Here is a 13,141-nt window from a genome sequence, read left to right on the forward strand (position 1 = left end):
CCGACCGGTGTACAACCGGTCGGGCCCGCATCTTTTCTGTGGTAACCAGATCACACCCGACCTGATCCGTTCCACGCGTGAACACCAATCCGCCGCGCGCCGACAACCTGCGGCACGGCGGGTCAGGCGGCGGGTCAGGCGGCGGGTCAGGCGGCGGCGAAGATCCCGTTGCGCAGCAACGGCACCACCTCGGAGACGTCGACCTGCACCGCGATCTCCACGTCCTCGGCGAAGCCCATCTCCGCCAACTCCCGGCCCGACACACAGCCCCGCACCGCTGCCGGCAGGTCCGGCACGCTGGCTAGGGCGGCAAGCGCCATCGCCGCCTCGACGGAGAGCCCACCCGGCACCGTGGACAGTGCATCGAGTACGGCCGCCGCCCCCAGTTGGTCCTCGACCGCGGGCCGCAGGGTCCCGTCCGGCCAGCGTTCCCCGGAGGCCACCACCCCGATCGGGGCGCGCGTCGACCCGTACCCCTGGCTGATGAGCCAGGCCCCGACGGCGCGGGCGTTACGCAGTGAGGCCGCCACCACCGGCAGTCCGGTCGCGCTGGCCGCCGCGCAGATCGCGGACCCGTTGGGGCTGGGGAGGACCAGATCCGGCACGACCGGCGCGGTACGCAGTGCGGCCGGCGAGAGCGACCACGGTCGGTCCCCGGTCATCTGCCGGCGGCCGACCGCCGCGACCGCGCCGACCCGGCGGGCGTACTCGGCGGCCTGCTCGCCCCAGGGGAAGGGGTGCACCCGCATCCCCCGGGCGACCGACACCTCCACCGCCGTGGTGAACGACAGGACGTCGACCACCACCAGCGCGGCACAGACCCGGCCCAGCTCAGCGGCTCCGGCGAGCCCCCAGTCGAAGCGGGCGCCGGAGCCGGGCTGAGCGTGGACCGTCGCGTTCACAAGGGGTCAGCGCTGGGCGGGCGGGGCGGACGTACCGTCCTCCGGGCTGCCGGCATCGGGCTGGCCGGCATCGGGCTGGCCGGCGTCGGGCTGGCCGGCGTCGGACACCTCGGCCTGCACCACCGGCGAACCCACCTCGGGTCCGAACTCGACCTGCGGGGTCACCTCCGCCCCGGGAGCCTGCGGCCCCGGCTGAGCGACCTCCGCCGGCTCCACGACCGCAGCCGGTTCCACGGCCCCGGTCTGTCCAGCGACACCGGCCGCTCCGGCAGCGGCGGGCGGCTCAGACTGGGCCGGCACATCGGTGGCCGGCGCCACCGGCGTCGGGACCGGCGCACCGGGCACCGTGGCGTCGGCGGCACCACCGAAGAGCTGGGGCAGGGTCGCGGTGAAGGCGGCGAGCAGCTCGTCCAGACCGATCCGGAACTGACCCTGCACCTCCAGCGCCCCGCCGGCCGGATCGGTGACCCCGATCGCCGCCCACGGCACGCCCCGCTCCGCACAGAGCGCGGTGAACGCCTTCTCGTGCCCGCGCGGCACGGAGACCAGCGCCCGGCCGGACGACTCGCTGAAGAGGTAGACGAACGGCATCGAACCGCCGGTGAACGCCTCCGGCAGCGCGACCCGGGCACCGACGCCGCGCCGCAGGCACGACTCGACCAAGCCCTGCGCCAACCCGCCGTCGGAGAGATCGTGCGCCGAGCTGAGGTGACCGACCCGGGCGGCCTCGGCCAGCAACTCGGCCAAAAGCCGTTCCTTGGCCAGGTCGACCCGCGGCGGTACGCCGCCCAGGTGCCCGTGCGTCACCCAGGCCCACTCGGAGCCGGAAAGCTCCAACCGGGTCTCACCGAGCAGGAAGATCAGGTCGTGGTCCGTACCGGCCCGGGGCGCGAAGCCCATCGGCACCCGCTCGGCCACGTCGTCCAGCACACCGAGCACGCCGACCACCGGGGTGGGGTGGATCGCCGCCGCGCCGGTCTGGTTGTAGAAGCTGACGTTGCCACCGGTCACCGGGATGCCCAGTTCGAGGCAGCCGTCGGCGAGACCGCGAACGGCCTCGGCGAACTGCCACATCACGCCCGGGTCCTCCGGAGAGCCGAAGTTGAGGCAGTTGGTGACCGCGATCGGCTTCGCACCCGTCACCGCGACGTTCCGGTACGCCTCGGCGAGCGCCAGCTTGGTGCCCTGGTACGGGTCGAGGCGGGCGTACCGGCCGTTGCCGTCGACGGAGAGGGCGACACCGAGGCCGGTCCGCTCGTCGATCCGGATCACACCGGAGTCCTCCGGCTGGGCCAGCACGGTGTTGCCCAGGACGTACCGGTCGTACTGCTCGGTGACCCAGGTCTTGTCGCAGAGGTTCGGCGAGGCGATCATGCGCAGCACGGTCTCCCGGAGCGCCTCCGGGGTGGCCGGGCGGGGCAGCGTCTCGGCCCGGTCCGCCTGGAGCAGGATCAGGTCGGCCGGCTCCCGCATCGGACGGGCGTAGACCGGCCCGTCGTCGACCAGTGAGCCCGGGGGCACGTCCACCACCAGGTGGTCCCGCCAGGTGATCACGAGTCGGCCGGGCCGCCCGTCCGGCTGGGCCGGGGTGACCTCACCGATCGCGGTGGCCCACACGCCCCACTTCTCGGCGGTCTTCAGCACCGCTTCGAGCTTCTCCGGCTCGACCACCAGCAGCATCCGCTCCTGGGACTCGCTGGCCAGGATCTCGTGCGGCTCCATGGACGGCTCGCGCAGCGGCACCCGCTCCAGCCAGACCCGCATGCCGGTACCGGCCGCCGCGGCGGTCTCGGTGAGCGCGCAGGTCAGCCCGGCCCCGCCGAGGTCCTGGATGCCGACGACCAGCTGGGCGTCGTACAGCTCCAGGCATGCCTCGATCAGAAGCTTCTCCATGAACGGGTCGCCGACCTGCACCGACGGGCGGCGCTGCTCGCTGCCCTCGTCGAAGGTGGCGCTGGCCAGCACCGACACGCCGCCGATGCCGTCCCGGCCGGTCTTGGCGCCCATCAGCACCACGATGTTGCCGGCCCCGGCGGCGGCCTTGTTCTGCAGCCGGTCGACCGGCAGCACGCCGACACAGAGCGCGTTGACCAGCGGGTTGCCCTGGTAGCAGGGGTCGAAGACCACCTCGCCGCCGATGTTCGGCAGGCCGAGACAGTTGCCGTACCCGCCGACCCCGGCGACCACGCCGGGCAGCACCCGGGCGGTGTCCGGGTGGTCGGCGGCGCCGAACCGCAGCGGATCCATCACCGCGACCGGGCGGGCGCCCATGGCCAGGATGTCCCGGACGATGCCGCCCACGCCGGTGGCCGCACCCTGGTACGGCTCGACGAAGCTGGGGTGGTTGTGCGACTCGACCTTGAAGGTGACTGCCAGTTCGTCGGAGACCCGGACCACGCCGGCGTTCTCCCCGATGCCGGCCAGCAGCCGGTCGCTCGGCGGGGCCTTCTCGCCGAACTGGCGCAGGTGCACCTTGCTCGACTTGTAGGAGCAGTGCTCGCTCCACATGATCGAGTACATGGCCAGCTCGGAATGGGTCGGCCGACGGCCGAGGATCTGCCGGATCCGGTCGTACTCGTCGTCGCGCAGGCCGAGCTCGACGTAGGGCTGGAGCTCGTCGGGAGTGGCAGCGGCACCGTCGACGGTGTCCGGGCCGTAGCCACCGACCCGAACCGGGGTGCTGCCCGCCGCCGCCTCCGGCGCGGGTGGGGTGGTCATGAGGTCTCCCTCGCCGTGAACGGTCACGCCGGTACTCCTGTGAGGTGCTTGAGAACCGAGGTGAAGAAGCCGAGGCCGTCCAGGGACGGGCCGGTCAGTGCCTCCACGGCGTGCTCCGGGTGGGGCATGATGCCCACCACGTTGCCGGCGGCGTTGGTGATGGCCGCGATGTCCCGCTGGGAGCCGTTCGGGTTGCCGCCGACGTACCGGGCGACCACCCGCCCCTCGGCCTCCAACTCGTCGAGGGTGCGTGGGTCCGCGACGTAGCAGCCCTCGCCGTTCTTGACCGGAATGAGGATCTCCTGGCCCGGCTGGAAGACGTTCGTCCAGGCGGTACCGACCGACTCCACCCGGAGCACCTGGTCCCGGTTACGGAAGTGCAGGTGCTGGTTACGGGTGAGCGCTCCGGGCAGCAGGTGCGCCTCGCAGAGGATCTGGAAGCCGTTGCAGATGCCGAGTACCGGCAGGCCGCCCCGGGCCGCGGCGAAGATCGTCTCCATCACCGGGGCGAACCGGGCGATCGCGCCGCAGCGCAGGTAGTCGCCGTACGAGAAGCCACCCGGCAGGACGACGGCGTCGACGCCGCGCAGGTCGGCGTCGCCGTGCCACAGCCGGACCGACTCGGCACCGGCGATGCGGACCGCGCGGGCCGCGTCGCCGTCGTCGAGTGACCCGGGGAAGGTCACCACTCCGACGCGGGCGGTCACGGGTGCGCGTCCACGACGTCGTCGGCCTCCACCAACCGGACCGTGAAGTCCTCGATGACCGGGTTGGCCAGCAGCTTGTCGGCGATCTCCCGGGCCCGCTCGAGGTCGGGTTCGCCGGTGAAGTCGATCTCGATCCGCCGGCCGATCCGGACGGAGGAGACGTCGCTGACGCCGAGCCGGGGCAGCGCGTTTGCGACAGCCTGGCCCTGAGGATCAAGAATTTCGGGCTTGAGCATGACGTCGACGACGACGCGAGGCACGGGGCACTCCTGACTGTGTACGCAGTGGGTGCCGACCCACAGCGGGTGAGCGCAGCCAGCCTACCTGGCAGATACGGCCCTCGACGCACCGGCCGGCGCGCCGGCCCACAGGTTGATCCCGGGTACCGCCCCGGTCACCCGCCCGGCCGACCCCATCGAGCGCTTAATTGACTATTTTCGATTCGAGGCTTGTGGATGGAGTGGGGTTTTCCTAGCGTGTGATGCAGCCCTCAGGAAGGAGCCCTCATGCGCATCCGTTCCCTGCTCGCGCTGGCCGCCACCGCACTCGCCGGCGTACTCGCCACCTCCTCGGGTGCGGTGGCCGCCCCGGCCGGACCGCAGCCCATCATCGGTGGCAGCTACGTCTCGTCCGCCCCCTGGGCAGCGGCGGTGTTCAGCAACGGCTCGTTCACCTGCTCCGGCACGGTCATCGCCTCGCAGTGGGTGCTCACCGCCCGGCACTGCGTCAGCGGCTCGATGTCGGTCCGGGTCGGGAGCGTCTACTACGCGTCCGGCGGCACCACCCGCACGGTCAGCGCCTCGTACACCCGCTACGACCTCGCCCTGCTCCGCCTCTCCAGCGCGGTCAGCACCAGCTACGTGACCCTGGGCGGCACCAGCAACCCGCCGGTCGGCTCGACCAACTCGATCTACGGCTGGGGCATGACCTGCTACAGCGGCTGCGGCGCCTCCAGCCAGCTCAAGACCGCCACCGTCCAGGTGACCACGAACGGCGCCACCGACGCGTACGGCGGCCCGGCGATCCGCAGCACCGAGATCAGCGGCAACGCCTGGCGGGGCGACTCGGGTGGCCCGCAGTTCTACAACGGCCGCCAGGTCGGTGTCGCCTCCACCGCCGACGGCTTCAGCATCCAGAACTACAGCAGCATCGCGGCCAGCCGTTCCTGGATCACCTCGGTGGCCGGGGTCTGACCTGTCCGGTCCGGCCCCCTCGGGCCCGACCTGCCCCGTACGGGGCGACGATCCGCCGACGGCGCGGACGACCGGGACGACCCCCGGCGTCCGCGCCGCGTCGTTGTTCCATGCCGTACCCGTTCCCACCGTGTCGCACGGTTCCCTCCCCGGCGCGTCGTTGATCCACCAGGCGCACCCTTGCCCTCCCCCGCGCACGTTCTCCCGTCACCCACACCGTTCCTCCCGGCCCGCCACCTCTCCCGCCCCTGGACACCGTTCCTCCCCGGCGCGCCGTTTTGCAGCATGCGGCCAGGTGAACAACCCTCACGATCCGCCCGGTGTCGGGCTGACAGCATCGGAGACGTGCTGGTCGTGACGACGGATCACCTGCCCGGGTACGAGATCCGCCAGGTTCTCGGCGAAGTGGTGTCATCGATGGCCAGGACGCGCAACCCGTACCGGGAGGGCGTCAAGAGCCTGCGCGGTGGCGCGTACGACCCCACCGCACCGGACAACCTGACCCGGTGGCGGACGGATTCGGTGAGCCGGCTGGGCGAGGAGGCTCGCCGGCTGGGCGCGAACGCGGTGATCGGGATGCGCTTCGACAGCCGCGACTGCGGCGAGATGTGGATGGAGCTCTGCGCCTACGGCACGGCGGTGATCGTGGTAGCCAAGATGCCGGACACCATGCCACCGGACCAGCCGGTGGTGGCCGCCGAGTCCGCGCACGTGGGCGAGTTCGCGACCGATCCGTCCGGCGTCGCCGAGCCGGCGAGTGCCCCGAACCTCAGCAGCGCCGCCGAGACCCCCACCCCGCGCACGAACTGACCCCGCCCTCGCCGCCACGGTCGACACCCACCCCGCAGCGTTGATCATGAAGTTGTTGTCGCGACACGCCGATCAGAGCGACAACAACTTCATGATCAACGCGGCCCGGGGGACGGGGGCAACGCGGCCCGGGGGACGGGGGCAACGCGGCCCGGGGCGGGGGCAACGCGGCCCGGGGGACGGGGGCAACGCGGCCCGGGGGACGGGGGCAACGCGGCCCGGGGGACGGGGGCAACGCGGCCCGGGGGACGGGGGCAACGCGGCCCGGGGGACGGGGGCAACGCGGCCCGGGGGACGGGGGCAACGCGGCCCGGGGGTAATGCGAGGGCGGGACAGGTCAGAGGATGGGGGCGGGGTGGTAGGCGGCCGCCTCGGGGTGGGCGGCCACAACGGCGGCGACCCGGTCGGCGACCGCGCGCACCTGGGCCGGCGCGGCACCGACGAACCCGCTCTGGTCGGCGACCAGTTCGTCGATCTCCGCGCGGGTGAGGCCCAGCCGGCCGTCGGCGGCGAGCCGGTCGAAGAGGTCGTTCTCCGGGGCGCCCTTCTCGCGCATGGCGAGCGCCACGGCGACCGCGTGCTCCTTGATCACCTCGTGCGCGACCTCCCGCCCGACACCCCGGCGGACCGCCGCGACCAGGATCTTCGTGGTGGCGAGGAACGGCAGGAACCGCTCCAGTTCCCGGTTGATCACCGCCGGGTACGCGCCGAACTCGTCGAGCACCGTGAGGAACGTCTGGAACAGGCCGTCGGCGGCGAAGAACGCGTCCGGCAGCGCCACCCGGCGGACCACCGAGCAGGAGACGTCCCCCTCGTTCCACTGGTCACCGGCCAACTCGCCGACCATCGACAGGTAGCCCCGGATGATCACCGCGAAGCCGTTCACCCGCTCGCTGGACCGGGTGTTCATCTTGTGCGGCATCGCGGAGGACCCGACCTGACCGGGCTTGAAGCCCTCGGTGGCCAACTCCTGGCCGACCATCAGCCGGATCGTGGTGGCCAGCGAGGACGGCGCGGCGGCGGTCTGGGCCAGCGCGGCGAGCACGGCGAAGTCGATCGAGCGCGGGTAGACCTGGCCGACGCTGTCCAGCACCCGGGTGAAGCCGAGGTGCTCAGCTACCCGCCGCTCCAGCTCGGCGACCTTGTCGGCGTCCCCGTCGAAGAGGTCGAGTTGGTCCGCGGCGGTGCCGACCGGCCCCTTGATCCCGCGCAGTGGGTACCACCCGATCAGGTCGTCCAGCCGTTCGTACGCGATCAGCAGTTCCTCGGCCGCCGACGCGAAGCGCTTGCCCAGCGTGGTGGCCTGCGCGGCGACGTTGTGCGACCGGCCGGTCATGACCAGGTCGGAGTGCTCGACGGCGAGCCTGGCCAGCCGGGCCAGCGCAGCGACCACCCGGTCCCGGACCAGCTCCAGCGAGGCGCGCACCTGCAACTGCTCGACGTTCTCGGTGAGATCCCGGGAGGTCATGCCCTTGTGCACGTGCTCGTGCCCGGCGAGCGCACTGAACTCCTCGATCCGGGCCTTCACGTCGTGCCGGGTGATCCGCTCCCGGGCCGCGATCGAGGCGAGGTCGACCGAGTCGAGTACCCGCTCGTACGCCTCGACCACCCCGTCCGGCACCGGGACACCAAGATCCTGCTGGGCCCGGAGCACGGCCAGCCAGAGCCGCCGCTCCATGCGGATCTTCTCCTCCGGGGACCAGAGGGCGACCAACTCGGGCGAGGCGTACCGGTTGGCGAGAACGTTCGGAATGCGCGTCACGCACCCGATTCTCCCGTACCGGCTTCCGTCGCTCCGAGCTGGCCGCCCCGGCGGTCACCTGGGACGCGGCCGACGACCGGGCCGGATCACCGTCCGTAGCCGGGCAGGCCGGGCCACCGCCGCCTCGCACCTCGGCGAGGTCGTCGACCGCGCCACGGCGGCACGGGAGCCGGCGACAGGGCCGACCATGGCGGCCAGGGTGGTCGTTTCGGTAGAAAGATCGTTCTTCCAGCCGGAACCAGTACTTATGTCCGCTCTCCCGCTCACTCGACCGTCGACCGTACACATCGGACGCACCGGAGGTGGCCGCCATGGTGCGGCATCGCCGGAAGGGTGCCACGGGGACGCCGGCGCTCTGGCAGGTGCCGGCAAGAGGAATACCCGGACCGGCGGAGTTCCGGAAGGGACGTACCCCGAAAACCCGCCGCTGAGCCATTGCACCACTCGGTTGTCATAGGTAAGGTGCGAGACAGAGGCCGGCATCTCCCCCCGTGGATGCCGGCCTCTGCATTACCAGGGTCGAGCGCAATGGCCCTGTCGAGCCGCCACACAATGGGACCCACGAGCGGACCGGGAAAGGTGCCCCCTGAGGGCCGCCGGGAATCCGCCCGTTCCCCTCGACGCGGGCGGCTACCAGGGACAGACCAGGCACAGCCGTCGAAGGCCAAACGATGGATACGCTCCATCGCCAACTAAAGTTAACAGTAGCCACAGCCTGATTAATGAGAGCTAGCAATGGTGAACCGCGGAGGTAGGAATGGGCGTCAGCGGCACCGTTGACGGAGGCTCGTCGTTCGCCGACCGACTCAACCTGCTCTTCGAGACCATCCGGCCGGCCGGTCGCCGTACGCCGCACAGCAACAAGGAGGTGGCGGCGGCGATCCGGGCAGCCGGTGGCGCCATTTCCGATGTCTATATTTGGCAACTGCGCAGCGGCCGGCGAAAAAATCCTACAAAGGACCACATCGAGGCGCTCGCCGCCTTCTTCGGGGTCAGCCCGGCATATTTCTTCGACGACGAGCTCGCCCGGCACACCATCGCCGACCTGCGGACCCTGGACGCCCTGCGCCGACTCCAGGTGCAACACGTCTCGTTACGTACCGTGCTCCAACACAAGGGCCTCTCCCCGGCCAGCCAGGAGGTCATCCAGCAGATGGTCGACCGGTGCCTGGAACTGGAGGGACTCACCGGGAAGGACCGGGCCGGAAAGGCTGCGGACGAATGACCGGATGGCGTGCGCGACGACGGTTCGCGCGCCTGGTCGCCGACATCCCGACGCCAACGGCGCCGGACTGCGACGCACTCTGCCAGGCCGTGGCCGAGCGCCTCGACCGGCCGGTCCACCTCCTGCCGCTGCCGCTGCCCCCGGACGCCCCCTGCGGCCTCGTCATCACCACACCCAACGCCCACCACGTGGCGTACGACAACCGGACCAGCCCGCTGCACCAGCGGCACATCGTCGCCCATGAACTGGGTCACCTGCTGGCCGGGCACACCGGGCAGCAGGTCGGCGGGACCGATCTCGCCCGGCTGCTGATGCCCACCCTCGACCCGGCCATGGTGACCTCCGTACTCGGCCGGGTCCCCGGGTACGACGAGCGGGCCGAAACCGAAGCGGAGATCATCGCCGACCTGCTCTGGCGGCACACCACCCGGCACACCACCCGGCCCGGCCCCGGCCGCGGACCCGGCGGTGGACCCGCCGCCGACCCGGCCACGGCCGCCGTGGTGGACCGCATCCGGCGCTCGCTCGACGGCGGCTGAGGCGTGCACGGCACGCTCTATCCGGTGCTGGCCGCCCTCGCCTGGGCGGCCACCGGTTACCGGCTGCTCTCCACGCACCGACGTGGCCCGGCCGCCCCGGCACGGCGCGCGGTCACCAACGCCCTCGCCCTGCTCGCGATCACCTTCACCGTCTCCACCCCGGCCGTCTGGACGTTCGCCGACCGGCTGACCGGGGTCAACAACGTCGCCGCCCTGGTCGCGCACCTCTGCGTGGTGGCCTTCTCCACCACCATCCAGGTGCTGCTGCTCTGGTGGGCCGAGCCGACCACCGCCCGCCGCCGGGCCCGGCACCGGCAACTCGTCCTCGGTACGGTCGCGCTGGTGCTGCTCGGGCTCTTCGTCACCGCCGGCCCGACCGAATCGCGCAACACCGACTTCGTCGCCACCTACGCCGACCGCCCGCACTTCGCGGTCTATCTGCTGGCCTACCTGACCGCCTTCGCCGCCGGCCTGATGGACATCATCCGCATCTGCTGGCCGTACGCCCGGCTGGTCGGTGCCGGCTGGCTGCGAACCGGGCTGCGGACCACGACCGCCGGTGCGGCGGTCGGTCTGGTCTACTGCACGGTCCGCGCGCTCGACATCGTCGAGGCTGCCGCCGGCTGGAACGTCCACCGTGGGGAGGCCCTGGTACCCCTCTCGTCGAGCATCGGGGCTCTTCTGGTCATCCTCGGATTGACCATGCCGGCCTGGGGGCCCCGGCTCACCGTGGCAGCGGACACCGCCGATCGGGTACGCCTGCTCCACCAACTCCACCCGCTGTGGCACGCGCTCAGCACCGCCGTGCCGGCGGTCCGCCTCACCCCCGACCGAGCCGGCCAGTGGCGGCCCGCCGAACGGCTGCACCGGCGGGTCGTCGAGATCTACGACGCCCGACTGGCGCTGCGGCCGTACCTCAGTGAGGCGGTCGGCGAGCGGGCCCGGCGCCGGGGCGAGGCATCCGGCCTGCGGGACGATGAGCTGGCCGCCCTGGTGGAGGCGGCGAAACTCCGGGCGGCGCTGGCGGCGGTCTCCGCCGAGCTGCGGCCCCGTCGCCCCGAGCAGCCCGCGACCCCCGATCCGGCCCTCGACGAGGTACGGGAGATGCGACAGTTGGCCCGGGTTGCCCGTGCCTTCGCGCACTCCCCGCTGGTCGCCGACGCAGCCCTGGAGACTGTCAATGATCATTAATGCCGGCCTGGTGCCGATCCCCTGTTCCGCCGACCGGCTGGGGGAGGAGTACGACCGGTTGCGGACACTCGCCGGGGTGCACCGGGCGGTGCTGCCGGACGGCTCGCACGCCTGGTTGGTGACCGGTCACCCGGACGTCGCCAACGGCCTCGCCGACCCCGCGCTCTCCCTGGACCGCCGGCACTCCCGGGGTGGCTGGTCCGGATTCGCCCTGCCCCCGGCGCTGGACGCGAACCTGCTCAACATGGACCCACCGGACCACACCCGGATCCGCCGGCTGGTGGCCTCGGCGTTCAGCCCGCAGCGGGTCCGCGCGATGCGGCCGGCGATCCGGCAAACCGCCGACGGCCTGCTCGACGAGTTGCCCTTCTCGGGTACCGCCGACCTGGTCACGGCCTACTGCGCTCCGCTGTCGGTACACGTCATCGCCGATCTGCTCGGCATCCCGACCGGCGCCCGGCGGGACTTCCGGGCCTGGACGGACACCCTGCTCGCCACCCACCCGCCGGACCGCCAGGCCGCCCGGCAGGCGATCGTCGAGATGCACGGCTTCGTGGTCGACCTGCTGGCCGGGAAGCGGGAGCAGCCCGGCGCCGACCTGCTCAGTGCCCTGGTGAGCGCGGAGAACGACAACGACCGGTTGTCGGCGAACGAGCTGACCTCGCTGGCCTTCCTGATCCTCTTCGCCGGCTACGAGAACTCGGCGAACCTGATCGCCAGCACCACGCTGGCGCTGCTCCGGCAACCCGAGCCGCTTGGCCGGCTGGACCGGGACCAGTTGGCCGAGGCGGTCGAGGAGACCCTGCGGCTGGATCCGCCGGCCCCGGTGGCCATCCGCCGCTTCCCGGTGCACGACATCGTCGTGGACGGCACCACCATCCCGGCCGGGGACACCGTGCTGCTCGCCATCGCCGCCGCCAACCGCGACCTCCGGGTCGGCACGGACGGCGGCGGGCACCTGGCCTTCGGGCGCGGCGTGCACCACTGCATCGGGGCGGCGCTGGCCCGGGTCGAGGCCCTGGAGGCGCTGGACGCCCTGGCCAGCCGCCTGCCCCGACTCGCCCTCGCCGAGCCGGCGGCCGAGGTGGCCTGGCGTCCGTCGTTCCGTACCCACGGACCGGCCACCCTGCCGGTGACCTGGTAGCCCCGTTTACCCGGCCAGTCGCGGTTTACGTCGCCGTATACTTTGCTGTATGACCACGATGATGCGGGTGAGCCCGGAGACCCGGGAACGGGTACTCCAGGTGGCGCAGGAGGATTTCGGCGGCGCCAGTGCGGACGAGACCGTCCGCCGGCTGCTCGACGAGCACTGGCAGGCGAAAGCCGTCGCGGCCATGGACCACTTCCGGGCGGAAGATCCAAACGGCTGGGCCGAGTACCTTGCCGAAGCTGACGATTGGCAAACCAGCGAAGCACCGGCCACCGACCCGTGGGATGAAGCCGCGTGAGTCTCGGGATCAATCCCTGGGAGATCTGGTGGCTCGACTTCGATCCGACCGAGGGCCGGGAGCAGGCCGGTCAGCGCCCCGCCCTCGTGGTGTCATCCCGTTTCCATCTGGCACTCACCGGTGGCGCCCTGGTCAGCGTCCTGCCACTGACCACCCGGGAACGACCCGGCTGGCTGCACCGGGTACACATCGAGGTCCCCGGTAGGCGCACCGGCTGGGCCATCACCGAACAGGTCCGTACCGTCTCGGCCACCCGACTGACCGGGCGCGGCCCGATCCACCGGTTGCGTCCGGAACAGGTGACAGAGGTCAAATCCGTGCTGCGTCAGATGCTCGACCTCTGAGTGGAAGATCCCCTTCCGGTCCCCGTCTTCGGGACTTGCCGGTCAGTTCTGGCCGGGACTTGCTACGGGTAACCCTGCGGCCTTGGCGCGTTCAATCAGTCGCCGGTCATAGGTGACGAAGGCGATGAGTGCCGTTCCGGACTCGTTGGTCAGAACCTGGGCGGCGGCGAGGTGGATGGCGTCGAGGCTGCGCAGCGTCGGCTCAGCCAACTCGTACCCGCATCGCCCCCGCCCTTCTCCCATCGTGCTCGCACCCCGATTCGTGCGATCGACCGCCTTCCGCACGGTGTCCCAGTTGAGCA

At 71.8% G+C, this 13,141-nt stretch carries 13 protein-coding genes and 1 pseudogene; 8 read left to right on the forward strand and 6 right to left on the reverse strand.

The genetic code is table 11. From position 1 onward, the window contains the following. Positions 1 to 146 precede the first annotated feature (146 nt). From V6U90_RS05305 to purS, 4 genes are read right to left on the reverse strand one after another with little or no spacing between them, the layout of a single operon-like run. The gene (locus V6U90_RS05305; protein WP_334431494.1) at positions 147 to 902 is read right to left on the reverse strand and encodes a 2-phosphosulfolactate phosphatase; all 756 of its coding nucleotides are present in this window, start codon (positions 900 to 902) and stop codon (positions 147 to 149) included. Between the two features lie 6 nt (positions 903 to 908). Continuing rightward, the gene (purL, locus tag V6U90_RS05310) at positions 909 to 3,620 is read right to left on the reverse strand and encodes a phosphoribosylformylglycinamidine synthase subunit PurL (RefSeq protein WP_334431496.1); all 2,712 of its coding nucleotides are present in this window, start codon (positions 3,618 to 3,620) and stop codon (positions 909 to 911) included. Between the two features lie 23 nt (positions 3,621 to 3,643). Then, a complete protein-coding gene (gene purQ / locus V6U90_RS05315) occupies positions 3,644 to 4,327 on the reverse strand; it encodes a phosphoribosylformylglycinamidine synthase subunit PurQ (RefSeq protein WP_334431498.1) in 684 nt (227 codons plus the stop codon). Further along, positions 4,324 to 4,587: a phosphoribosylformylglycinamidine synthase subunit PurS gene (gene purS, locus V6U90_RS05320; RefSeq protein ID WP_334431500.1), complete on the reverse strand. Its 264-nt coding sequence runs from the start codon at positions 4,585 to 4,587 to the stop codon at positions 4,324 to 4,326. Before purS ends, purQ begins: the two co-directional genes overlap by 4 nt. A 246-nt stretch (positions 4,588 to 4,833) precedes the next feature. Between purS and V6U90_RS05325 the strand changes: the two genes are divergently transcribed. Next, entirely contained in the window at positions 4,834 to 5,520 is a 687-nt protein-coding gene (locus tag V6U90_RS05325) for a S1 family peptidase (protein WP_334431502.1), read from the forward strand. 345 nt (positions 5,521 to 5,865) lie between these two features. After that, positions 5,866 to 6,330 (forward strand): YbjQ family protein, encoded by a 465-nt coding sequence (locus V6U90_RS05330; protein ID WP_334431504.1) that lies wholly within the window; start codon positions 5,866 to 5,868, stop codon positions 6,328 to 6,330. A 337-nt stretch (positions 6,331 to 6,667) separates the two neighbouring features. Here the strand turns inward: V6U90_RS05330 and purB are convergent, their stop codons facing one another. Beyond that, entirely contained in the window at positions 6,668 to 8,092 is a 1,425-nt protein-coding gene (gene purB / locus V6U90_RS05335; RefSeq protein ID WP_334431506.1) for an adenylosuccinate lyase, read from the reverse strand. 757 nt (positions 8,093 to 8,849) lie between these two features. On the opposite strand from purB, the gene V6U90_RS05340 reads away from it, so the two are divergent. The 6 genes from V6U90_RS05340 to V6U90_RS05365 are packed head-to-tail and all read left to right on the forward strand — an operon-like array spanning position 8,850 to position 12,839. Beyond that, complete coding sequence (locus tag V6U90_RS05340) at positions 8,850 to 9,317, forward strand: helix-turn-helix domain-containing protein (protein WP_334431508.1); 468 nt, start codon at positions 8,850 to 8,852, stop codon at positions 9,315 to 9,317. After that, positions 9,314 to 9,856, forward strand: a complete 543-nt coding sequence (locus tag V6U90_RS05345) for an ImmA/IrrE family metallo-endopeptidase (RefSeq protein ID WP_334431510.1) — start codon at positions 9,314 to 9,316, stop codon at positions 9,854 to 9,856. The genes V6U90_RS05340 and V6U90_RS05345 overlap by 4 nt, the downstream gene beginning before the upstream one ends. Positions 9,857 to 9,859: 3 nt before the next feature. After that, positions 9,860 to 11,047 (forward strand): MAB_1171c family putative transporter, encoded by a 1,188-nt coding sequence (locus V6U90_RS05350; RefSeq protein ID WP_334431512.1) that lies wholly within the window; start codon positions 9,860 to 9,862, stop codon positions 11,045 to 11,047. Further along, the gene (locus V6U90_RS05355; protein ID WP_334431514.1) at positions 11,037 to 12,191 is read left to right on the forward strand and encodes a cytochrome P450 family protein; all 1,155 of its coding nucleotides are present in this window, start codon (positions 11,037 to 11,039) and stop codon (positions 12,189 to 12,191) included. Before V6U90_RS05350 ends, V6U90_RS05355 begins: the two co-directional genes overlap by 11 nt. A 49-nt stretch (positions 12,192 to 12,240) precedes the next feature. Then, a complete protein-coding gene (locus V6U90_RS05360) occupies positions 12,241 to 12,495 on the forward strand; it encodes a hypothetical protein (protein ID WP_334431516.1) in 255 nt (84 codons plus the stop codon). Beyond that, positions 12,492 to 12,839, forward strand: a complete 348-nt coding sequence (locus tag V6U90_RS05365; RefSeq protein ID WP_334431518.1) for a type II toxin-antitoxin system PemK/MazF family toxin — start codon at positions 12,492 to 12,494, stop codon at positions 12,837 to 12,839. The genes V6U90_RS05360 and V6U90_RS05365 overlap by 4 nt, the downstream gene beginning before the upstream one ends. A gap of 42 nt (positions 12,840 to 12,881) precedes the next feature. Here V6U90_RS05365 and V6U90_RS05370 read toward each other — a convergent pair. Beyond that, positions 12,882 to 13,141 (reverse strand): annotated as a pseudogene (locus tag V6U90_RS05370) (hypothetical protein); the annotation flags it as partial.

It is taken from the genome of Micromonospora sp. CPCC 206060, from assembly GCF_036906895.1.
GTDB lineage: Bacteria > Actinomycetota > Actinomycetes > Mycobacteriales > Micromonosporaceae > Micromonospora.

Bases quoted from the DNA above. Each gene is read 5' to 3' on its own strand.
- V6U90_RS05355 (WP_334431514.1), top strand. From the start codon at position 11,037: ATGATCATTAATGCCGGCCTGGTGCCGATCCCCTGTTCCGCCGACCGG.
- V6U90_RS05340 (WP_334431508.1), top strand. From the start codon at position 8,850: ATGGGCGTCAGCGGCACCGTTGACGGAGGCTCGTCGTTCGCCGACCGA.
- V6U90_RS05345 (WP_334431510.1), top strand. From the start codon at position 9,314: ATGACCGGATGGCGTGCGCGACGACGGTTCGCGCGCCTGGTCGCCGAC.
- V6U90_RS05325 (WP_334431502.1), top strand. From the start codon at position 4,834: ATGCGCATCCGTTCCCTGCTCGCGCTGGCCGCCACCGCACTCGCCGGC.
- V6U90_RS05360 (WP_334431516.1), top strand. From the start codon at position 12,241: ATGACCACGATGATGCGGGTGAGCCCGGAGACCCGGGAACGGGTACTC.
- purL (WP_334431496.1), bottom strand. From the start codon at position 3,620: ATGACCACCCCACCCGCGCCGGAGGCGGCGGCGGGCAGCACCCCGGTT.